Here is a 20,293-nt window from a genome sequence, read left to right on the forward strand (position 1 = left end):
TCGCTTCGGTCTAGATCAAGACTGGCGTGACGTCGAGTAAAAACATAATTCTAGCAGGCTCTCTTTGAAAATGGAAGGGGGGAACGAGGAAATTGCTGCTGCGGCCGCTTGAGCCTCCTGGCGAGCGCATTCGAGCGTATGGTCGAGCGCGCCCGAGCGCGTGATCGCGTCGAAGATCGTGTCGAAGCGATCGGTGCCGCCGTGCTCGATCGCTTCGCGGGCAAGCGTCGACTGCTCGGGCGTGCCGCGTTCGATCAGATAGATGAGCGGCAGCGTCGGCTTGCCTTCGCGCAAATCGTCGCCGGCGTTCTTGCCCATCGCTTCGGCGGTGCCCGCATAGTCGAGCCAGTCGTCCATGATCTGGAACGCGGTGCCGATGCGGCGGCCATACTCGGCGGCGGCGGCTTCCGTCGGCGCGTCGGCGCCCGCGAGCACCGCGCCGAGCCGCGCGGCGGCCTCGAACAGCTTCGCCGTCTTGTAGCGGATCACCTGCATGTAGCGGGCTTCGTCGACGTCGGCATCGTGCATGTTCAAGAGTTGCAGCACTTCGCCTTCGGAGATGATCGTCGTCGCCTCGGACAGGATCTCCATCACGCGCATCTTGCCGACGCCCACCATCATCTCGAACGAGCGCGAGTAAAGGTAATCGCCGACGAGCACGCTCGCCGCATTGCCGAACAGCGCGTTCGCGGTCTTGCGGCCGCGCCGCAGCTCGGATTCGTCGACGACGTCGTCGTGCAGCAGCGTCGCCGTATGGATGAATTCGACGACGGCCGCGAGCACGTGCTTCTGGCTCGTGTGTTCGCCGAGCGCGCCCGCGACGAGCAGGAGAAGCGCCGGCCGCAGCCGCTTGCCGCCCGCGCCGATGATGTACTCGGCGATCTGATTGATCAGCAGCACGTCGGACGCGAGGCTTTGCCGGATGACGCGATTCACCTGCTCCATGTCGCTTGCGATCGGGGTGAGCAGGTGGGCGGCGCTGAGGGAGGGGGAGGCAGTCGACGACATGATCATGGAAATGGGTAGTGCCGCGGATTATAAGGCGAATCGCCGTCGAGCCGGGCTGTCGTGCGACGTCATCGCGCGTTTTTCGGCCGTTCGGCCGATGTCCGCGCCACGGTCGGGCGCGGCAGACGCGGGTGCGCTTTGACTGAAGTGCTAACTCTATGTATAATCACGCGTTTTCCGCGCACGGTGCACGGAAAAATGGATCCAGAGTGAGGTTCTCAATGTACGCGGTCATAAAAACCGGCGGCAAGCAGTACAAGGTTGCCGTTGGCGAAAAACTGAAAGTAGAACAGATACCGGCAGACATTGACGCAGAAATCACGCTCGACCAGGTTCTCGCAGTGGGCGAAGGCGAATCGATTCAGTTCGGTACGCCGCTGGTCAGTGGGGCTTCCGTCAAGGCTACCGTCGTATCTCACGGTCGTCATGCCAAGGTCACCATCTTCAAGATGCGTCGCCGGAAGCACTACCAAAAGCACGGCGGCCACCGCCAGAACTACACCGAGCTGCGCATCGACGCGATCAACGCGTAAGCGCCTCCCTCGGTAAAGGAGCAATCAGATGGCACACAAAAAAGCAGGCGGCTCGTCCCGGAACGGCCGCGACTCCGAGTCGAAGCGTCTCGGCGTCAAGGTGTATGGCGGCCAGGCGATCAACGCGGGCGGCATCATCGTGCGTCAACGCGGCACGCGCATGCATGCGGGCGAAAACGTCGGCATGGGCAAGGACCACACGCTGTTCGCGCTGGTCGACGGCCACGTGAAGTTCACGACGAAGGGCGCGGCCAAGAAGCACACGGTCGTCGTCGTTCCGGCCGCTGCCTGAGTTCAGGCGCGACGGGCTTCGTAGCCAAGAAAAGGCCCCGCGGTAGCAGCGGGGCCTTTTTTATTTTGCGCGCGTCCTGCGCGCAGGCATTCGGCGCGCGCCTCGGCCGTTCGGCCGATTGGTCAAGCGAGGCGCCGCGCGGCACAATAGCGGGAATGGCAGCACATACTGGACGGAGTGACGGATGAAGTTCATTGACGAAGCGCGAATCGAGGTCATCGCCGGGGACGGGGGCGATGGCAGCGCGTCGATGCGCCGCGAGAAATTCGTTCCGTTCGGCGGACCGGACGGCGGCGACGGCGGCCGCGGCGGCAGCGTGTACGTGATCGCGGATCGCAACATCAATACGCTGATCGACTACCGGTACGCGAAGAAGCACATGGCGCGCAACGGCGAGAACGGCCGCGGCTCGGATTGCTACGGCAAGGGCGGCGACGACGTCACGCTGCGCATGCCGGTCGGCACCGTCATCAACGACATGGATACGGGCGAGCTGATCGCCGATCTGACCGAGCACGACCAGAAGGTGCTCGTCGCGAAGGGCGGCGCGGGCGGCCTCGGCAACCTGCATTTCAAGTCGAGCACGAACCGCGCGCCGCGCCAGAAGACGGACGGCAAGCCGGGCGAGCGGCGCATGCTGAAGCTCGAACTGAAGGTGCTCGCGGACGTCGGCCTGCTCGGGATGCCGAACGCGGGCAAATCGACGTTCATTTCGTCGGTGTCGAACGCGAAGCCGAAGATCGCCGATTATCCGTTCACGACGCTTGCGCCGAATCTCGGCGTGGTGCGCGTCGGGCCGGGCAAGAGCTTCGTGATCGCCGATATTCCGGGTCTGATCGAAGGCGCGGCGGAAGGCGCGGGCCTCGGCCATCAGTTTCTGCGGCATTTGCAGCGCACGGGTTTGCTGCTGCATCTCGTCGATCTCGCGCCGTTCGATGAAAGCGTCGATCCCGTCGCGGAGGCGAAGGCGATCGTCGGCGAGCTGCGCAAGTACGACGAATCGCTGTATCAGAAGCCACGCTGGCTCGTGTTGAACAAGCTCGACATGGTGCCGGAGGACGAGCGCCGCACGCGCGTCGTCGATTTCATCGAGCGCTTCGGCTGGACGGGCCCCGTGTTCGAGATTTCCGCGCTGACGGGGCAGGGCTGCGAAGGCCTTGTCTATGCGATCTACGATTATCTCGCCGAGCATTCGGATGCGCATCGCGCCGAGCTCGCCGAGGATCTGGCTTCGGACGTGCGCTTTCGCGACGCGTCGGGCGCAGGCGGCGAGCCGCACGAGCGCGAAGCCGACGCGCCCTGAGCGCCGCGTCCATCGCGAATGGCGCCGGGCGACTCGCCCGGCGTACGAGATTCAATCGCGCATCACTCAAGGAGACAGCGTACGATGCGTTCGATCATCGCCGATTCGAAGCGCTTGGTAGTGAAAGTCGGCTCGAGCCTCGTCACCAACGATGGCCGCGGGCTCGATCATGACGCCATCGGCCGATGGGCTGCCCAGATCGCCGCGCTGCGCAACGAGGGCAAGGAAGTGGTGCTTGTCAGCTCGGGGGCGATCGCGGAAGGAATGCAGCGCCTGGGCTGGAGCAGGCGGCCGCGCGAGATCGACGAGCTGCAGGCTGCCGCGGCGGTCGGGCAAATGGGGCTCGCGCAGGTGTATGAAAGCCGTTTTGCCGAGCACGGAATCCGCACCGCGCAGATTCTCCTCACGCACGCCGATCTTGCTGACCGCGAACGCTACCTGAACGCGCGCTCGACGCTTCTCACGCTGCTGCGGCTCGGCGTCGTGCCGATCATCAACGAGAACGACACCGTCGTCACCGACGAAATCAAGTTCGGCGACAACGACACGCTAGGCGCGCTCGTCGCGAACCTGATCGAAGGTGACGCGCTCATTATCCTGACCGATCAGCAGGGGCTTTTCACGGCCGATCCGCGCAAGGACCCGGGCGCGACGCTCGTTGCCGAGGCAAGCGCCGGGGCGCCGGAGCTCGAAGCGATGGCGGGCGGCGCGGGCTCGAGCATCGGCCGCGGCGGCATGCTGACGAAGATTCTCGCGGCGAAGCGCGCTGCGCACAGCGGCGCGAACACGGTGATCGCGAGCGGTCGCGAGCGCGACGTGCTCTTGCGGCTCGCGTCCGGCGAGGCGATCGGCACGCAACTGATCGCGCGTACCGCTCGGATGGCGGCGCGCAAGCAGTGGATGGCGGATCACCTGCAGGTGCGCGGCCACGTCGTTATCGATGCGGGCGCGGTCGACAAGCTGACGGCAGGCGGCAAGAGCCTGTTGCCGATCGGCGTCGTCGCCGTGCAGGGCGTGTTCGCGCGTGGCGAAGTGATTGCGTGCGTCAATGATGCAGGCCGCGAAGTCGCGCGCGGGATCACCAATTACAGCAGCGCCGAAGCGAAGCTGATCCAGCGCAAGCCGAGCGGCGAAATCGAAGCGGTGCTCGGCTACATGCTCGAGCCTGAACTGATCCATCGGGACAATCTCGTGCTCGTCTGACGGCGGCGTGCCGCGTTGCGCCCCGGCCGGTGCGGCGGCGAATGGCAAAATACCCGCAGGCTTTTGCCATTCGCCATCCTGCCGCGCCGCGGCTTCTTGGCGGTCAGTCTCGGCGCGCTCGCGCATGTCTACGCGTATCGACGCGCGTAGACATTTCGCACCCGCCGGCGTGCTGCGCAGGCGACGGCGCAGCGCGCCGCACCCGATCAGCGGATCTGATTGAGTTGCGTTCGGTTGTAGCGGATGTTCTCGATGATCGTCGGACGCTTGGCCGCCGGCATCTTGTTCGCGCAGAAGAAGTCCTGATAGAGCGCCGCGTGGTACGCATTCAGCTCGCCGTTCTCGATCCGCTGCCAGTCGGTCTCGATCGTGCGGTCCCAGCCGTCGTGGTCGGCGTTCAGGCCCGCGTACTGGCGCCATTCGTAGGTGTCGCAGCGAATGCCTTCGTAATTGACGTTGCGCGCGCCCGCCGGACTCGTCACGACGACGATGTAGCGAACGACGCCGTCCGTGCCGACGTCGAGTGACTTCGAATCGACGAAGAACTTGAGCGGCGTGTTTTGCGATACGTTGAACGGCAGCAGATCGCTCGTTTGCGGCAGCGGCGGCAGCTTCTCGACCTTGTTTTCAGTCCACTGCGGCTGACGGTCGAGCAGGTAGACGAACTCGCTGTCGTCCTTGTTGGACGGGGTGTTCGAATGTGCGCAGCCGGCCAGCGCGGCGGCCGCGGCAATCGACGCGGCGGCAAGAGCAATCGCTTTCAATATGGGTGCCTCGTAAAAAAGGCGCGGCATCCTTCAATGCCGCGCCCGGTCATGCGTTTTCATTCCCGTCGAACGTGCCTGCGCGTCAGTCGCGCAGAATCAGGCGGGGAGGGATTTCGTCGAGCGTGCTCGCGCCCGGCTCGACTTCCGAACAGACCGCCGACGCATCGATCACGGCCGGTGTCTCCGATGCCGCGTGCCCGTTCGAGACGCGCGGATAGCGCGGCGCGCGCGGACCGCGCGACTTGTCGGTGCGCTGCGCCGGGCGGCGCAGGAAACGCGACAGTTCGGTCAACGCCAACTGATACACATCCCGCTTGAACTCGATCACCGCGTCGAGTGGCACCCAGTATTCGTTCCAGCGCCACGCGTCGAACTCCGGATGGTCCGTCGCCCGCAGGCAGATGTCGCAATCGCGGCCGACCATGCGCAGCAGGAACCAGATCTGCTTCTGGCCGCGATAATGGCCGCGCACTTCGCGCTTGATGAACTTGTCTGGCACCTCATAACGCAACCAGTCGCGAGTGCGGCCGATGATCTTGACGTGTTCCGGCAGCAGCCCGGTTTCCTCGTGCAGTTCCCTGTACATCGCCTGCATCGGGGTCTCGCCGTACTTGATGCCCCCTTGCGGAAACTGCCAGGAATGCTCGCGGAGCCGCTTGCCCCAAAACACCTCGTTGTGCGCGTTCAAGAGGATGATGCCGACGTTCGGGCGAAAGCCTTCACGATCCAGCATACAACCACCTTCGAATCCTTTAAAATTGCTTTGATTATAAACAGATAACGGGCGTTGCGCACCGGAACGGAGCGAATCCGGGCGGGGCGCGTCAACTACACTGTCCCCGATTTGTCTGGTATGTCATCTGCGCCGCATACTGCCGGGCGCAGCCGTTAATTCACCTTTAGACTTTTTTCGGGCGGCCCGCGTTGGCCGCTGCTCATGGAACCGTTCGCATGAAAGCCTCCCGTTTCTTTATCGGCACCCTGAAGGAAGCACCCGCCGACGCCGAGATCGTCAGCCACAAGCTGATGGTGCGAGCCGGCATGATCCGTCGCGTCGCCGGCGGCATCTATAACTATCTGCCGGTCGGCTTGCGCTCGATTCGCAAGGTCGAGGCGATCGTGCGCGAGGAGATGAACCGGGCGGGCGCGATCGAGCTGCTGATGCCCGCCGTGCAGCCCGCCGAGCTGTGGCAGGAATCGGGGCGCTGGGAGCAGTATGGTCCCGAGCTGCTGCGCTTCAAGGACCGCAAGCAGAACGAATTCGTGATCGGGCCGACGCACGAAGAAGTCGTCACGGATATCGCGCGCAACCAGATCAAGAGCTACCGGCAGATGCCGGTGAACTTCTATCAGATCCAGACGAAGTTCCGCGACGAGATTCGTCCGCGCTTCGGCGTGATGCGCGGCCGCGAGTTCATCATGAAGGACGCGTATTCGTTCGACAAGGATCACGAAAGCCTCAAGGAGTCGTACAAGAAGATGTACGACGCGTACGTGCGGATCTTCACGCGGATCGGTCTCGAGTTCCGTCCGGTCGCGGCCGACAACGGCTCGATCGGCGGCAGCGGCTCGCACGAGTTTCACGTGATCGCCGATACCGGCGAGGACGCGATCGCCTATTGCCCGACATCCGACTTCGCGGCGAACGTCGAGGCGGCCGAGGCGCTGCCGCTGCTCGCGAGCCGCGCGGCGCCCGCCGAGGCGATGCAAAAGGTCGCGACGCCCGGCAAGGCGAAGTGCGAGGCGGTTGCCGAGCTGATGGGCATTCCGCTCGAACGCACGATCAAGTCGATCGTGCTCGCGACCGACAACGAAGGCGCCGAGCCGACGGTCTGGCTGCTGATGCTGCGCGGCGACCATGACCTGAACGAGATCAAGACGGCGAAGCTGCCGGGCTTGGCCGGCTATCGCTTCGCGACCGAGGCGGAAATCGTCGAGTGGTTCGGCACGCCGCCCGGCTATCTCGGCCCGATCGGCACGAAGAAGCCGGTGCGCGTGGTGGCTGATCGCACGGTTGCGAACATGAGCGATTTCGTCGTCGGCGCGAACGAGGTCGATTACCACATCGCCGGCGTGAACTGGGGCCGCGATCTGCCGGAGCCCGTGATCGCCGACATTCGCAACGTGAAGGCGGGCGACCCGTCGCCGGACGGCAAGGGCGTGCTCGACATCTGCCGCGGCATCGAAGTCGGCCATGTGTTCCAACTCGGCACCAAGTACTCGGACGCGATGGGCGCGACGTTCATCGACGAATCGGGCAAGGCGCAGCCGATGGTGATGGGCTGCTACGGGATCGGCGTCACGCGGATTCTCGGCGCGGCGATCGAGCAGAATTTCGACGACAAGGGCATCATTTGGCCCGAGGCGATCGCGCCGTTCGAGGTCGTGCTGTGCCCGATGGGCTACGACCGCAGCGACGCGGTGCGCGAAGCGGCCGACAAGCTCTATGCGGATCTCGCCGCCGCGGGCATCGACGTGATCCTCGACGATCGCGGCGAGCGTCCGGGCGTGATGTTCGCGGATTGGGAGCTGATCGGCGTGCCGCACCGCCTCGTGATCGGCGAGCGCGGCCTGAAGGACGGCAAGATCGAGTACCAGGGCCGCCGCGACGCCGAAGCGACGCTGCTGCCCGCCGATTCGGCCGCGACGGCGGTCGCTGAGAAGGTCCGCGCGGCGCTCGCCCGCTGATCGCCGGCCGTCGACGAAGCGGAGTAGCGCGTTGGAGTCGAACTTCCTGTCGGCGACGGTGCTCCTCATCCTCATCACCGATCCGCTCGGCAACATCCCGCTCGTCATCGCGGCGCTGCGGGATGTGCCGCGCGAGCGGCGCGTGAAGGTGATCCTGCGCGAAGTCGCGATCGCGTTCGTGATCCTGCTGTTCTTCATGGTCGTCGGCGACCGCTTCCTGCGGATGATGAGCCTCACCGACCTGTCGCTGCGGATCGGCGGCGGGATCGTGTTGTTTCTGATCGCGCTGCGGATGATCTTTCCGCACCCGGACGGCGCGCTCGGCAACGATCCGCGCGCGGGCGGCGAGCCATTCATCGTGCCGCTCGCGATTCCGGCGCTCGCCGGACCCTCGGCGCTCGCGACGGTGATGCTGCTCACGTCGCAGGCGCCCGGCAAGACGCTCGAGTGGGCGGGCGCGCTGACCGTGACGATGCTCGTTTGCGCGATCACGCTCGTGCTTGCCGAGCGGATTCAGCAGCGGCTCGGCGAGCGCACCGTGATCGCGTTCGAGCGGCTGATGGGGCTCGTGCTCGTCGCGATTTCCGTCGAAATGATGATGGCGGGCATCCGCGCGTTCGTTCACCAGTTGTGACCCGCCGCCAGGGTGGCCGGCCGACGCTGTGCGCCGCCGTCGGGCGCCCAGTCAGCCAGGAGGCGCCTGATAAAGAAAAGCGGCTCGCGCATGATGCGCGAGCCGCTTTCTTGTTGCGTGCGCGAGGTAGCCGGGGCTGCCGCGCGGGGCGTCGTCAGACGTCGGCCGTCAGGGCGCGGATCGTCGGCAGGTTGCGCCAGTACCCCTTCGCGTCCATCCCGCAGCCGAACACGTAGCGGTCGGGCACCGCGAACCCGCAGAAATCCGGATGCAGCGGCTTCGCCTTCGCCAGCGTCTTTTCGCACAGCACGGCGGACAGGAAGCGCTTCGCCCCCATCTCGAGGATGCGGTCGCGAATCGCGGCCATCGTTTCGCCTTCGTCGAGGATGTCGTCGAGCACGAGCACGATGCGGTCCTTCACCGATTCGCGCGGTGCGACGCGCCAGTGCATTTCGGGGCTGCCCTTCGTCGTGTTGCGGTAGCGCGTCAGGTGGATGTAGTCGAACTCGAGCGGGAAATCGAGGTGCGGCAGCAGCATGCCGGTGAACACCGCCGCACCGCCCATCACCGACAGCACGAGCGGAAACTCCTCGCCGATCTGGCCGCGGATCTCCTCGGCCATCCGGCCGATCGAACCGTTGACTTCGCCGGCGGAGACGATCTCTTCGGAGTGTTGGAAAATGTGGAGGGCTTCTTCTCGATTCATGAGGTTTGGCGAGCGGTCTCGTCTGGGATGCCAATAAGAATGAAACAATGCGACGCCACGCGCTAGAGCATATACCCGTGCGCGGCGCCGCGGCGAATCAGCGCATGCCGGGCATCATGCCCTTTATGCCGCGCATCATCTTCTGCAGGTTGCCGCCCTTCAACTTCTTCATCATCGTGCGCATCTGGTCGTACTGGTTGAGCATCCGGTTGACCTCCTGCACCGGCACGCCCGCGCCCGCCGCGATACGGCGCTTGCGCGTCGCCTTGATGATCTCGGGCTTCGCGCGCTCGGCGGGCGTCATCGAATTGATGATGCCCTCCATCCGGCGGATCTGCTTTTCGGCCTGGCTCATGTCGGCGCCTGCGGCGGCCTGCTGGAACTGCGCGGGCAGCTTGTCCATCAGCGACGACAGCCCGCCCATGTTCTTCATCTGCGAGATCTGCGCGCGGAAATCGTTCAGGTCGAAGTCGCCGCCTTTCTTCACCTTGTTGGCGAGCTTTTCCGCGGCCTGGATGTCGACGCCGCGCTGCGCTTCCTCGACGAGCGCGAGGATGTCGCCCATCCCGAGGATCCGGTTGGCCATCCGGTCCGGGTGAAAGACTTCGAGGCCGTCGAGCTTCTCGGCCACGCCGACGAACTTGATCGGCTTGCCCGTCACGTGGCGCACCGACAGCGCGGCGCCGCCGCGCGAGTCGCCGTCGAGCTTCGTCAGCACGACGCCCGTGAGCGGCAGCGCGTCGTTGAACGCCTTCGCGGTGTTGACGGCGTCCTGGCCGAGCATCGCGTCGACGACGAAGAGCGTCTCGACCGGCTTGAGCGCCGCGTGCAGCGCGGCGATCTCCTGCATCATCGCCTCGTCGATGCCGAGGCGGCCCGCGGTGTCGACGAGCAGCACGTCGTGATAGTGGCGCTTGGCCCAGTCGACGGCCGCGTTCGCGATGTCGACGGGCTTCTGGTCGGGCGTCGACGGGAAGAAGTCGGCGCCGACCTGCTCGCTCACCGTCTTCAACTGCGCGATCGCGGCGGGGCGATAGACGTCGCACGACACCGTGAGCACCTTTTTCTTGTACTTCTCGCGCAGGAGTTTCGCGAGCTTGCCGACGGTGGTCGTCTTGCCGGCGCCCTGGAGGCCTGCCATCAGGATGATCGCGGGCGGCGTCACGGCGAGGTTCAACTCGGCGGCCTTGCCTTCGTAGTCGCCGCCGATCACGGCGGTCAGCTCCTTCTGGACCACGCCGACGAGCGCCTGGCCGGGCGACAGGCTGCCGATCACGTCCTCGCCGAGCGCCTTTTCCTTGACCTTCGCGATGAAGTCGCGAACGACGGGCAGCGCGACGTCGGCTTCGAGGAGCGCGAGCCGCACCTCGCGGAGCATCTCCTGGGTGTTGGCCTCGGTGAGCCGGGCCTCGCCGCGCAGCGTCTTGACGACGCGCGCCATCCGTTGGGTGAGATTGTCGAGCATGGGGAGCGATGGACAGTGAAGCCCGCAGGCGCGAGTGGGACAAAAAGCCGACCGTCGCGGGTAGGGGGCCTAGTGTAAACTTCGAACATGGATATTGTACTGTATGCCCTCACCGCGCTCCTGTACGGCGGCCTTGCCGTCGCCGGCTGGCGCGCGCGCCGCGTCGGCGCGGCGCGTCCGCTCGTCGCGAGCGTGCCGGCCGCTCCGTGCGCGCGCGAATCCGCTTCGGGCGGGATGGGCGGGCTCGGGCGCACGGTTCTCGGCGTCGCGCTGCTCGCGCATGGAGTGCTGCTGCACATGACGATCTTCCCGCACGACGCGATGGTGTTCGGCTTCGCGTTCGCGCTGTCGGCGATGTTCTGGCTCGGCGCCGGCATCTACTGGATCGAGAGCTTCTTTTTCCCGCTCGACGGGATGGGGCTTCTCGTGCTGCCGCTCGCGGGCGTCGCGTCGCTCCTGCCGCTCGCGTTCGGCGGCGTGCGCGTGTTGCCGTATGCGGCGGCGCCGCTTTTCAAGGTGCACTTCCTGATCGCGAACATCGCGTACGGACTCTTTGCGATCGCGGCGCTGCACGCGGTGCTGATGCTGATGGTCGAGCGGCGCCTGCACGCGCTGCGGCACGACGGGTCGCGCGACTCGTCGGGCTGGGTTGCCGGCTGGCTCGATACGCTGCCGCCGCTCCTCACGCTCGAGAAGCTGCTGTTCCGCCTGATCGGCGCGGGCTTCGTGCTGCTCACGCTGACGCTCGCCACGGGCATCCTGTTCAGCGAGCAGATCGACGCGCGCGCGCTCAAGCTCGATCACAAGACCGTGTTCGCGATCCTGTCCTGGCTGATGTTCGGCGGGCTCCTCGTCGCGCACAAGGCGTCCGGCTGGCGCGGCCGCGGCGCGGCGCGCTGGGTGCTCGCGTCGTTCGTCGCGCTGCTGCTCGCGTACGTCGGCAGCCGTTTCGTTCTCGAGGTGCTGCTGCACCGTTCCGTGGTTTGAACACCTGATCTCGATGCGACAAATCCTTCTTCTCATCGTGCTGTTCTTCGCGAGCTCGTGGGTCGCGAGAAAGATTCGCCAGGCGCAGGCGCGCGGCGACGGCCCCTTCGCCGGCGGCGCGGGGCACACGGCCGATTCCGCGCCCGGCACGGGCGGCGCGACACATGCGGGCCGCGCGCGCGACGCCGCGCTGCCGGAGCCGATGGTCCGCTGCGCGGAATGCGGCGTGCATGCGCCGAAGAGCGACGCCGTCGCCGCGGGCGGCGAGTATTTCTGCAGTCCGGAGCACGCGGCGCGTCACGCCGCACACTCGGGCAGCCGCAGCGGGCAATGAGCGAGGCGCGCTTCGCCGTCGATGCCGACGGCTGGGTCGACGGCGCGCGGCGCGAGCCGTCGCCGAATTTCGAAGCGCGGCCCGACGGCGCGGCCGTTTCGCTCGTCGTGATCCACAACATCAGTCTGCCGCCGGGCGAGTTCGGCGGCGATGCGATCGTCGAGCTGTTCCAGAATCGTCTCGACTGCGATGCGCATCCGTACTACGCCGCGCATCTGCGCGGCGTGCGGGTTTCCGCGCATTTCCTGATCAGGCGGGACGGCACGCTGATCCAGTTCGTGTCGTGCGGCGCGCGTGCATGGCACGCGGGCGTGTCGAGCTTCTTCGGCCGCGAGCGTTGTAACGATTTTTCGATCGGCATCGAGCTCGAGGGTGCGGACGACGTCGCGTTCGACGCGGCGCAATATGCGACGCTCGCCGCGCTCGCTCGCTCGCTCGCCGCGCATTACCCGATCGACGCGTTCGCAGGCCACGAGCACGTCGCGCCCGGACGCAAGACCGATCCCGGCCCGCACTTCGACTGGCAACGTTTCGCCGACGAAGCCGGTTTTCCGTCTCGATATTTTCCCTACCGGAAGCACTGAGTGCGGGGTCTTTTTGACGCGCGCCGCATTGTTTCGCCGGGCATGCCTTGTCGTGTCGGCGTATCGCACTTGTCAATAGATCGAGAGCAAATTTTTCCTTTGGCGCTTCAGCTTGGCTCCACTATACTTTGGGCCAATCGAGCAGTTCGGCACTACATATAGTGTGTCGGTCGGGGGCGTTTTCCGCTCCCGATCGCGGTCCCGGCGTTGCCGCCGGCCCGCGACATTCTCAGAGCGGCGCATCCGGCCGGCGGTCCGGCGCGCTGCGACCCGCGTGGAAAAGTGCAGCCAGGGGCGCGTACGCATGATGAAGGCCAATGTCGAATCGAGCGTATCGCGCGGGCCCGACCGGTGCCGCCGCCGCTTCTTCCGCGTCTTACCGTCCGCGCACCTTGTGGCGCACCGTTCGTTTTAATCCGCGGTTCCTTGCCGCATCACCCAACACCAGGAGTTTTGCCCATGCAAACCACCGACAACGCGACGTCCCAATTCGAGAGCGCGGCGAATCGCCCTCTCGCCGGGGGCGCACAAGGCGCGCCGGCACTTGCGTCGCAGGCGACGTACGCCGACTACAAGGTGATTCGCCGCAACGGCAGCGTGGTGTCGTTCGAACCGTCGAAGATCGCGATCGCGGTGACGAAGGCGTTCCTTGCCGTCAACGGCGGCCAGGGCGCGGCGTCGGCACGCGTGCGCGAGCTCGTCGAGCAACTGACGCAAACCGTCGTGCGCGCGCTCGTGCGCAGCCGTCCGAACGGCGGCACGTTCCATATTGAAGACATTCAGGATCAGGTCGAGCTCGCGCTGATGCGCGGCGGCGAGCACAACGTCGCGCGCGCGTACGTGCTGTATCGCGAGAAGCGTCACCTCGAGCGCGTCCACGCGGGCGAGGCGGCGGCCGTCGAATCGCCGACGGGCGGCAGCATCAACGTGACGGACAACGGCGTCATGCGCGCGCTCGACCTGAACGCGCTGCGCGCGCTGATCGTGTCGGCGTGCGAAGGCCTGGGCGACGCGGTGAGTCCCGAGCCGATCGTCGCTGAAACGGTCAAGAACCTGTACGACGGCGTGCCGATGACGCAGGTCTACGACTCGGCGATTCTCGCCGCGCGCACGATGATCGAGAAGGACCCGGCGTACAGCCAGGTCACGGCGCGCATCCTGCTGCACACGATTCGCCGCGAGATCCTCGGCGAGGAGGTGACGCAGGCGGAAATGTCGACGCGCTACGCCGAGTACTTCCCGCAGTTCCTGAAGCGCGGCGTCGAAGCCGAACTGCTCGACGACAAGCTGCTGCAGTTCGACCTGAAGCGCCTGGGCGACGCGCTCGACGCGAGCCGCGACCTGCAGTTCGGCTACCTCGGCCTGCAGACGCTGTACGACCGCTACTTCCTGCACGTCGACGGCACCCGCATCGAAATGCCGCAGGCGTTCTTCATGCGCGTCGCGATGGGCCTCGCGTTGAACGAGATCGACCGCGAGGCGCGCGCGATCGAGTTTTACAACGTGCTGTCGAGCTTCGACTTCATGAGCTCGACGCCGACGCTGTTCAACTCGGGCACGCGCCGCTCGCAGCTGTCGTCGTGCTACCTGACGACGGTCGCGGACGATCTCGACGGCATCTACGAGGCGCTGAAGGACAACGCGCTGCTGTCGAAATTCGCGGGCGGCCTCGGCAACGACTGGACCCGCGTGCGTGCGCTCGGCTCGCATATCAAGGGCACGAACGGCAAGTCGCAAGGCGTGGTTCCGTTCCTGAAGGTCGTCAACGACACGGCCGTCGCGGTGAACCAGGGCGGCAAGCGCAAGGGCGCGGTGTGCGCGTACCTGGAATCGTGGCACCTCGACATCGAGGAATTCCTCGAGCTGCGCAAGAACACGGGCGACGACCGCCGCCGCACGCACGACATGAACACGGCGAACTGGATTCCCGACCTGTTCATGAAGCGCGTGATGGAAGGCGCCGACTGGACGCTGTTCTCGCCGTCGACCTGCCCGGACCTGCACGACAAGTTCGGCGCGGAGTTCGAGGCGGCCTACGTCGGCTATGAAGAGAAGGTCGCGCGCGGCGAGATCAAGCTCTACAAGAAGATTCCGGCGCAGCAGCTCTGGCGCAAGATGCTCGGGATGCTGTTCGAGACGGGCCACCCGTGGATCACGTTCAAGGATCCGTGCAACGTGCGCTCGCCGCAGCAGCACGTCGGCGTCGTCCATTCGTCGAACCTGTGCACGGAAATCACGCTGAACACGAGCGACACCGAAATCGCCGTCTGCAACCTCGGCTCGGTGAACCTCGTCGCGCACCTCGCGAAGCAGGCCGACGGCAGCTACGCGCTCGACGAGGAGAAGCTCAAGCGCACGGTCAGCGTCGCGATGCGCATGCTCGACAACGTCATCGACATCAACTATTACGCGGTCGCGAAGGCGCGCAACTCGAACCTGAAGCACCGCCCGGTCGGCCTCGGCATCATGGGTTTCCAGGACTGCCTGCACCTGCTGCGCACGCCGTATGCTTCCGACGAGGCGGTCGAGTTCGCCGATCGCTCGATGGAAGCGGTCTGCTACTACGCGTACTGGGCGTCGACCGAGCTCGCCGAGGAGCGCGGCCGCTACTCGAGCTACCGCGGCTCGCTGTGGGATCGCGGCATCCTCCCGCAGGACACGCTGAAGCTGCTGACGGAAGCCCGCGGCGGCTACGTCGAAGTCGACACGAGCGCGACGCTCGACTGGCCGGCGCTGCGCGCGCGGATCGACTCGTTCGGCATGCGCAACTCGAACTGCGTCGCGATCGCGCCGACGGCGACGATCTCGAACATCATCGGCGTGTCGGCGTGCATCGAGCCGACCTTCCAGAACCTGTACGTGAAGTCGAACCTGTCGGGCGAGTTCACGGTCGTCAACGAGTATCTCGTGCGCGACCTGAAGGAGCGCGGCCTGTGGGATGAGGTGATGGTCGCCGACCTGAAGTACTTCGACGGCATGCTGTCGCGCATCGACCGCATCCCGGCCGATCTGCGCGCGATCTACGCGACCGCGTTCGAAGTCGATCCGAAGTGGCTCGTCGAGGCGGCGTCGCGCCGCCAGAAGTGGATCGACCAGGCGCAGTCGTTGAACATCTACATGGCGGGCGCGTCGGGCAAGAAGCTCGACGAGGTCTACAAGCTCGCTTGGCTGCGCGGCCTGAAGACGACGTACTACCTGCGCACGATGGCGGCGACGCACGTCGAGAAATCGACGGTCGCGCACGGCGCGCTGAACGCGGTGCCGACTTCGGGCGGCACGAGCGGCGGGGCGGCGGGCGGCGCGCAGGGCGCGGCGGGCGGCTTCGGCGCAACGGGCGGCGATGCGCCGTCGGGCGCGATGAACGCGGCGCCGATCGAGGCGGACGGTCCGGTGTGCACGATGCGTCCGGGCGATCCGGGCTTCGAAGAGTGCGAAGCGTGCCAGTGATGCGGCGCGCGTAGCGCGAGATGTGTGCGAGCGGCGTGCGACGAAGACCGATAAAGGTTGAAGTGCGCGCCGCTCTCTACTAAAAAAATGATAAGGAATCTGTAACGCAGCACGCGCGTTGCAGGCAGCGGCGAGAGTGATCGAAACATCCCCGACGACGTCGCGTTTCGATCCGCGTTCGATGCGTCGAGCGCACCTCGCGAATCACGCGCGGCGCACGTCGCGCTCCGCATGAACGACGATGCGTTGCTCAAAGTGTTGTATCGAGGTCGCAACGCGAATCGAAAAAAGGATTTTTCGTGAGCGAACCCTTTTATCGCTCAGGAAAAGATGGTACAAACCGATCTAAATTGATGGTGAGAATTTATGCTCAACTGGGATGACGAGAAGACTGCCGTAACTCCCGCGAGCGGAGCGCAGCACAACGCGATGCGCGACCCCGCAGGAATGGCTGTCGGATTGCAGGCTGCGGTGCCTGCCGCTCATCAAGCTTCGTCGGCCCGCGACATCTTCGCGGGAGACTTCGCCGTGGCGCCGAATGCGTCGGCCGCCGTCGCTTCGGAAGCGCGGGTCAATGTCGCCGACAAGCGCATCATCAACGGCCAGACCGACGTCAACCAGCTCGTGCCGTTCAAGTACAAGTGGGCGTGGGAGAAGTACCTGGCCGGTTGCGCGAATCACTGGATGCCGCAGGAAATCAACATGTCCCGCGACATCGCGCTCTGGAAGGACCCGAACGGCCTGACGGAAGACGAGCGCCGGATCGTCAAGCGCAACCTCGGCTTCTTCGTGACGGCCGATTCGCTCGCGGCAAACAACATCGTGCTCGGCACGTACCGCCACATCACCGCGCCGGAGTGCCGGCAGTTCCTGCTGCGCCAGGCGTTCGAAGAGGCGATCCACACGCACGCGTACCAATATATTGTCGAATCGCTCGGCCTCGACGAAGGCGAGATCTTCAACGCGTACCACGAGGTGCCGTCGATCCGCGCGAAGGACGAGTTTCTGATTCCGTTCATCCATACGCTGACCGATCCGGCCTTCAAGACGGGCACGCTGGAAGCCGATCAGAAGCTGCTGAAGTCGCTGATCGTGTTCGCGTGCATCATGGAAGGCCTGTTCTTCTACGTCGGCTTCACGCAGATTCTCGCGCTCGGCCGTCAGAACAAGATGACGGGCGCGGCGGAGCAATACCAGTACATCCTCCGCGACGAATCGATGCACTGCAACTTCGGGATCGACCTGATCAACCAGATCAAGCTCGAGAACCCGCACCTGTGGACGGCGGAGTTCCGCGCCGAGATCCGCGAGCTGTTCAAGCACGCCGTCGATCTCGAGTACCGCTACGCGGAAGATACGATGCCGCGCGGCGTGCTGGGCCTGAACGCATCGATGTTCAAGAGCTACCTGCGCTTCATCAGCAACCGCCGCTGCCAGCAGATCGGCCTCGATCCGCTGTTCCCGAACGAGGAAAACCCGTTCCCGTGGATGAGCGAGATGATCGACTTGAAGAAGGAGCGAAACTTCTTCGAGACGCGGGTGATCGAGTATCAGACGGGCGGTGCGCTGTCGTGGGAATGACCCGACGCGCAGCCGACGAGTAACGATGTGGATGCCGGGCACCGTGCCCGGCACAAGGTTTAGGAGCAAGCACGCCTGATGCAAAGCATGTCCGGCGCCTCAATGGCCCAAGTACACGACAGGCACTTTGCGAACCCTTCAGTGGGATGGGCAAACTTCCCTCCGGAAAAGGCGGGCGGCCGAGCGGCCGCCGGCTCGATCAAGCGATTAGGGGCGGCGGCGCAGGGCGCGCCGGCTGCCGACTTGATTTGGCGCGCGGTGCCAAGAGGCACGGCGCGCCATACCGTATTCATTAGCGTAAGCAAGCGTCATCCGCGTACGCCGATGAATAGCCCGCTTCGCAGCGCACGTCCTGAAAAACGTCCGCGGGAAGCGGGTTTTGACGAAGGGTGTAGTTTGAACTGACTCTCATCTGAACCTGAAGGAGAAAATGATGGCACTTGCCAAGAAGAAACCGGCGGCCAAGAAGGCTGCCGTGAAGAAGGTCGCTGCTAAGAAGGCTGCACCGGCGAAGAAGGCAGCGGTGAAGAAGGTTGCTGCGAAGAAGGTCGCCGTGAAGAAGGTTGCGGCGAAGAAGGCAGCCCCGGCGAAGAAGGTTGCAGCGAAGAAGGTTGCAGCGAAGAAGGCGCCGGCGAAGAAGGTTGCTGCGAAGAAAGTCGCCGTGAAGAAGGTCGCGGCGAAGAAGGTCGCGGCGAAGAAGGTTGCAGCGAAGAAGGTTGCAGCGAAGAAGGCGCCGGCGAAGAAGGCTGCCGCGAAGAAAGTCGCCGTGAAGAAGGTCGCGGCGAAGAAGGCCGCGCCGGCGAAGAAGGCTGCCGCCAAGAAGGCTGCGCCCGCGAAGAAGGCTGCAGCCAAGAAGGCCGCGCCCGCGAAGAAGGCTGCCGCGAAGAAGGCTGCGCCGAAGAAGGCTGTCGTGAAGAAGGCTGCGCCGGCTACGACGGCGTCGACGGCATCGGTTGCTCCGGCATCGGGCGTGAAGACCGCGCTCAACCCGGCAGCGGCATGGCCGTTCCCGACCGGCAGCCGTCCGTAACGACTCGCTGCGCACAGTCGGACACCCTCGTCGTGTCCTGAATCGAGTAGTCCTACTCGATCGAGATCCCGTCATCGGTTTGCCGGTGGCGGGATTTTTTCATGGCGGCAGGCCGCCGCGCGCTGCGCGCGCCCAGGGGCGCACACAAAAAAACGCATGCGCATTCGTGCGCATGCGTTTTCGTTCGCGCGGCACGCGCCGCGTCATGTGTCGGCGCGCCGGACGCGGCCGCTCGCGCCGCGACCGATCAGTGCGTGACGCGAGTCACGCCGCCGCTCGACAGCAGTCGCACGCGTTCGCCCGCGCGGAACACTTCGGGCGTTGCCGCTTGCGTGATCGAGCGCAGATCGCCGTTGTCGAGACGCACGGTGATTTCGACGCCGTTCGCCGAGCTGAGGCCCTGGCCGACCGCGTTGCCGGCCACCGCGCCGGCGATACCGCCCGCGATCGCGGTCAGCACCGAGCCGCGTCCACCGCCGATCGCGCTGCCAGCGACCGCGCCGAGCGCGCCGCCGCCGAGCGTGCCGAGCGCGCTGCCGCCGCCGTCGCCCTGAATCCGAACCGCGCGGACGCTTTCGACCGTGCCCATCCGCACGGTCTGTTCGCGCTGCGCCTGGCCGACGCTATAAACGTCGGCGGAACCCGGCGGCGTGAAGCAGCCTGCGAGCGTCACCGTCGCGGTCAGCATCGCGGCGAGCGTGAGGGTTTTCCTGGTCAACATGTTTCATCTTCTCCAAACAAGATTCACTTCGGACGATAGCCGAACGCGGTCTCGAAGCGCGCATCGATTTCCGCGCGGGTCGGCGCGTACGTTTGCGGACCCTGGTGCGCGATCTTCAGTGCGCCCATCAGGCTCGCGAGGCGCCCGGCCGTCGCCCAGTCGAAGCCGTGCTCGATCCCATACAGCAAGCCGCCGCGGAACGCGTCGCCGCAGCCGGTCGGATCGATGACCCGTTCCGCACGAACGGCCGGAATCTGCTCGGTGCCGTCGCGGTGACGGATCGTCGCGCCGTGCTCGCCGCGCGTGATGATGAGCGCCTGAACTCGGCTGGCGATTTCGTCTTCGGACCAGCCCGTCTTGTCGCACACCAGCTTCGCTTCGTAGTCGTTGACAGCAATGTAAGTCGCAAGTTCAATGCTGCGGCGCAAGGTGGCGCCGTCGAAGAGCGGCAAGCCCTGGCCCGGATCGAAGATGAACGGCACGCCCGCCTGTGCGAGCTCCTCGGTGTGCTGGACCATCCCCTGGAAGCCGTCCGGGCCGACGATCGCGAGCTTGATGTCCTTCGCCTCGCCGGCGTGATTCACGTGCGACTGCATCATCGCGCCCGGGTGGAAGGCGGTGATCTGGTTGTTGTCGAGATCGGTCGTGATCATCGCCTGCGCCGAATACGTGTCGGGCAGCACGCGCACGTACTCGCGCGACAGGCCGAGCGCATCCATGCGATCGAGGTACGGTTGCGCATCGACCGCGCCGAGCGTGCCCATCATCCGCGCGTCGCCGCCAAGCAGATTCAGTGCGTACGCGATGTTGCCCGCGCAGCCGCCGAATTCGCGACGCATCGTCGGCACGAGGAAGCTCAGATTGATGAGGTGCACCTGGTCGGGCAGGATGTGCTCGCGAAAGCGCCCTTCGAAGGTCATGATGTTGTCGTAGGCGATCGAACCGCAAATCAGCGTAGCCAAGGTGTGCGTTCCTGTAGAGAGGGTGGGAGGGCGGCCGCGTCGCGTCTT

At 65.4% G+C, this 20,293-nt stretch carries 20 protein-coding genes; 13 read left to right on the top strand and 7 right to left on the bottom strand.

From position 1 onward, the window contains the following. Positions 1 to 15: 15 nt before the first annotated feature. A complete protein-coding gene (locus tag BTH_RS18020) occupies positions 16 to 1,008 on the bottom strand; it encodes a polyprenyl synthetase family protein (protein ID WP_009888814.1) in 993 nt (330 codons plus the stop codon). A 221-nt stretch (positions 1,009 to 1,229) separates the two neighbouring features. Between BTH_RS18020 and rplU the strand changes: the two genes are divergently transcribed. From rplU to proB, 4 genes are all read left to right on the top strand, one after another. Beyond that, positions 1,230 to 1,541, top strand: a complete 312-nt coding sequence (rplU, locus tag BTH_RS18030) for a 50S ribosomal protein L21 (RefSeq protein ID WP_004194344.1) — start codon at positions 1,230 to 1,232, stop codon at positions 1,539 to 1,541. A gap of 28 nt (positions 1,542 to 1,569) precedes the next feature. Next, a complete protein-coding gene (gene rpmA, locus BTH_RS18035; protein WP_004194025.1) occupies positions 1,570 to 1,833 on the top strand; it encodes a 50S ribosomal protein L27 in 264 nt (87 codons plus the stop codon). Between the two features lie 184 nt (positions 1,834 to 2,017). Beyond that, positions 2,018 to 3,136, top strand: coding sequence for an Obg family GTPase CgtA (cgtA, locus tag BTH_RS18040; protein ID WP_011401969.1), 1,119 nt, complete (start codon positions 2,018 to 2,020; stop codon positions 3,134 to 3,136). A gap of 84 nt (positions 3,137 to 3,220) precedes the next feature. Then, complete coding sequence (proB, locus tag BTH_RS18045) at positions 3,221 to 4,339, top strand: glutamate 5-kinase (protein ID WP_009888926.1); 1,119 nt, start codon at positions 3,221 to 3,223, stop codon at positions 4,337 to 4,339. A gap of 206 nt (positions 4,340 to 4,545) precedes the next feature. Here proB and BTH_RS18050 read toward each other — a convergent pair whose 3' ends face one another. Together BTH_RS18050 and BTH_RS18055 are read right to left on the bottom strand one after the other, a co-directional pair. Continuing rightward, complete coding sequence (locus BTH_RS18050) at positions 4,546 to 5,103, bottom strand: CNP1-like family protein (RefSeq protein WP_009888927.1); 558 nt, start codon at positions 5,101 to 5,103, stop codon at positions 4,546 to 4,548. A gap of 85 nt (positions 5,104 to 5,188) precedes the next feature. Next, positions 5,189 to 5,839: an RNA pyrophosphohydrolase gene (locus tag BTH_RS18055; RefSeq protein ID WP_009888929.1), complete on the bottom strand. Its 651-nt coding sequence runs from the start codon at positions 5,837 to 5,839 to the stop codon at positions 5,189 to 5,191. Between the two features lie 218 nt (positions 5,840 to 6,057). On the opposite strand from BTH_RS18055, the gene BTH_RS18060 reads away from it, so the two are divergent. Beyond that, complete coding sequence (locus tag BTH_RS18060) at positions 6,058 to 7,794, top strand: proline--tRNA ligase (protein ID WP_009888930.1); 1,737 nt, start codon at positions 6,058 to 6,060, stop codon at positions 7,792 to 7,794. Positions 7,795 to 7,825: 31 nt separating this feature from the next. Further along, positions 7,826 to 8,428 carry a MarC family protein gene (locus BTH_RS18065; protein ID WP_009888931.1) on the top strand — a complete coding sequence of 201 codons (603 nt, stop codon included), beginning with the start codon at positions 7,826 to 7,828 and terminating at the stop codon, positions 8,426 to 8,428. Positions 8,429 to 8,582: 154 nt separating this feature from the next. Here BTH_RS18065 and BTH_RS18070 read toward each other — a convergent pair whose 3' ends face one another. Both BTH_RS18070 and ffh read right to left on the bottom strand, forming a co-directional pair. Then, positions 8,583 to 9,134, bottom strand: a complete 552-nt coding sequence (locus BTH_RS18070; RefSeq protein WP_009888934.1) for a hypoxanthine-guanine phosphoribosyltransferase — start codon at positions 9,132 to 9,134, stop codon at positions 8,583 to 8,585. 97 nt (positions 9,135 to 9,231) lie between these two features. Beyond that, on the bottom strand, positions 9,232 to 10,599 hold the full coding sequence (gene ffh, locus BTH_RS18075; RefSeq protein ID WP_009888939.1) for a signal recognition particle protein: 1,368 nt from the start codon (positions 10,597 to 10,599) through the stop codon (positions 9,232 to 9,234). A gap of 87 nt (positions 10,600 to 10,686) precedes the next feature. Here ffh and BTH_RS18080 point away from each other — a divergent pair, with 87 nt between their 5' ends. From BTH_RS18080 to BTH_RS18105, 7 genes are all read left to right on the top strand, one after another. Next, positions 10,687 to 11,586, top strand: a complete 900-nt coding sequence (locus BTH_RS18080) for a cytochrome C assembly family protein (RefSeq protein ID WP_009888940.1) — start codon at positions 10,687 to 10,689, stop codon at positions 11,584 to 11,586. A 13-nt stretch (positions 11,587 to 11,599) separates the two neighbouring features. Beyond that, positions 11,600 to 11,920 (top strand): PP0621 family protein, encoded by a 321-nt coding sequence (locus BTH_RS18085; RefSeq protein ID WP_009888941.1) that lies wholly within the window; start codon positions 11,600 to 11,602, stop codon positions 11,918 to 11,920. Beyond that, positions 11,917 to 12,504: a 1,6-anhydro-N-acetylmuramyl-L-alanine amidase AmpD gene (gene ampD, locus BTH_RS18090; RefSeq protein WP_009888942.1), complete on the top strand. Its 588-nt coding sequence runs from the start codon at positions 11,917 to 11,919 to the stop codon at positions 12,502 to 12,504. The genes BTH_RS18085 and ampD overlap by 4 nt, the downstream gene beginning before the upstream one ends. Before the next feature lie 459 nt (positions 12,505 to 12,963). Then, positions 12,964 to 15,951 carry a ribonucleoside-diphosphate reductase subunit alpha gene (locus BTH_RS18095; RefSeq protein ID WP_009888943.1) on the top strand — a complete coding sequence of 996 codons (2,988 nt, stop codon included), beginning with the start codon at positions 12,964 to 12,966 and terminating at the stop codon, positions 15,949 to 15,951. 366 nt (positions 15,952 to 16,317) lie between these two features. Then, on the top strand, positions 16,318 to 17,532 hold the full coding sequence (locus BTH_RS18100; protein WP_019255325.1) for a ribonucleotide-diphosphate reductase subunit beta: 1,215 nt from the start codon (positions 16,318 to 16,320) through the stop codon (positions 17,530 to 17,532). A gap of 78 nt (positions 17,533 to 17,610) precedes the next feature. Beyond that, complete coding sequence (locus BTH_RS31380; RefSeq protein ID WP_009903916.1) at positions 17,611 to 17,937, top strand: hypothetical protein; 327 nt, start codon at positions 17,611 to 17,613, stop codon at positions 17,935 to 17,937. 28 nt (positions 17,938 to 17,965) lie between these two features. After that, positions 17,966 to 18,562, top strand: a complete 597-nt coding sequence (locus BTH_RS18105) for a histone H1-like DNA-binding protein (protein ID WP_009888946.1) — start codon at positions 17,966 to 17,968, stop codon at positions 18,560 to 18,562. Positions 18,563 to 18,809: 247 nt separating this feature from the next. On the opposite strand, the gene BTH_RS18110 is transcribed toward BTH_RS18105, so the two are convergent. Together BTH_RS18110 and BTH_RS18115 are read right to left on the bottom strand one after the other, a co-directional pair. Further along, positions 18,810 to 19,283: a glycine zipper 2TM domain-containing protein gene (locus BTH_RS18110; RefSeq protein WP_004194406.1), complete on the bottom strand. Its 474-nt coding sequence runs from the start codon at positions 19,281 to 19,283 to the stop codon at positions 18,810 to 18,812. A gap of 23 nt (positions 19,284 to 19,306) precedes the next feature. Next, entirely contained in the window at positions 19,307 to 20,245 is a 939-nt protein-coding gene (locus BTH_RS18115) for a carbohydrate kinase family protein (protein WP_009888955.1), read from the bottom strand. Between the last annotated feature and the right edge of the window lie 48 nt (positions 20,246 to 20,293).

This window comes from Burkholderia thailandensis E264 (assembly GCF_000012365.1).
Classification (GTDB): domain Bacteria; phylum Pseudomonadota; class Gammaproteobacteria; order Burkholderiales; family Burkholderiaceae; genus Burkholderia; species Burkholderia thailandensis.

What these genes read in the sequence shown, in the direction of transcription:
- BTH_RS18110 (WP_004194406.1), bottom strand. Translation starts at nt 19,283, where the DNA reads ATGTTGACCAGGAAAACCCTCACGCTCGCCGCGATGCTGACCGCGACG.
- proB (WP_009888926.1), top strand. Translation starts at nt 3,221, where the DNA reads ATGCGTTCGATCATCGCCGATTCGAAGCGCTTGGTAGTGAAAGTCGGC.
- BTH_RS31380 (WP_009903916.1), top strand. Translation starts at nt 17,611, where the DNA reads ATGCAAAGCATGTCCGGCGCCTCAATGGCCCAAGTACACGACAGGCAC.
- BTH_RS18095 (WP_009888943.1), top strand. Translation starts at nt 12,964, where the DNA reads ATGCAAACCACCGACAACGCGACGTCCCAATTCGAGAGCGCGGCGAAT.
- BTH_RS18085 (WP_009888941.1), top strand. Translation starts at nt 11,600, where the DNA reads ATGCGACAAATCCTTCTTCTCATCGTGCTGTTCTTCGCGAGCTCGTGG.
- BTH_RS18100 (WP_019255325.1), top strand. Translation starts at nt 16,318, where the DNA reads ATGCTCAACTGGGATGACGAGAAGACTGCCGTAACTCCCGCGAGCGGA.
- BTH_RS18060 (WP_009888930.1), top strand. Translation starts at nt 6,058, where the DNA reads ATGAAAGCCTCCCGTTTCTTTATCGGCACCCTGAAGGAAGCACCCGCC.
- ampD (WP_009888942.1), top strand. Translation starts at nt 11,917, where the DNA reads ATGAGCGAGGCGCGCTTCGCCGTCGATGCCGACGGCTGGGTCGACGGC.
- BTH_RS18020 (WP_009888814.1), bottom strand. Translation starts at nt 1,008, where the DNA reads ATGTCGTCGACTGCCTCCCCCTCCCTCAGCGCCGCCCACCTGCTCACC.
- BTH_RS18080 (WP_009888940.1), top strand. Translation starts at nt 10,687, where the DNA reads ATGGATATTGTACTGTATGCCCTCACCGCGCTCCTGTACGGCGGCCTT.
- cgtA (WP_011401969.1), top strand. Translation starts at nt 2,018, where the DNA reads ATGAAGTTCATTGACGAAGCGCGAATCGAGGTCATCGCCGGGGACGGG.
- BTH_RS18070 (WP_009888934.1), bottom strand. Translation starts at nt 9,134, where the DNA reads ATGAATCGAGAAGAAGCCCTCCACATTTTCCAACACTCCGAAGAGATC.
- rpmA (WP_004194025.1), top strand. Translation starts at nt 1,570, where the DNA reads ATGGCACACAAAAAAGCAGGCGGCTCGTCCCGGAACGGCCGCGACTCC.
- rplU (WP_004194344.1), top strand. Translation starts at nt 1,230, where the DNA reads ATGTACGCGGTCATAAAAACCGGCGGCAAGCAGTACAAGGTTGCCGTT.
- ffh (WP_009888939.1), bottom strand. Translation starts at nt 10,599, where the DNA reads ATGCTCGACAATCTCACCCAACGGATGGCGCGCGTCGTCAAGACGCTG.
- BTH_RS18055 (WP_009888929.1), bottom strand. Translation starts at nt 5,839, where the DNA reads ATGCTGGATCGTGAAGGCTTTCGCCCGAACGTCGGCATCATCCTCTTG.
- BTH_RS18105 (WP_009888946.1), top strand. Translation starts at nt 17,966, where the DNA reads ATGGCACTTGCCAAGAAGAAACCGGCGGCCAAGAAGGCTGCCGTGAAG.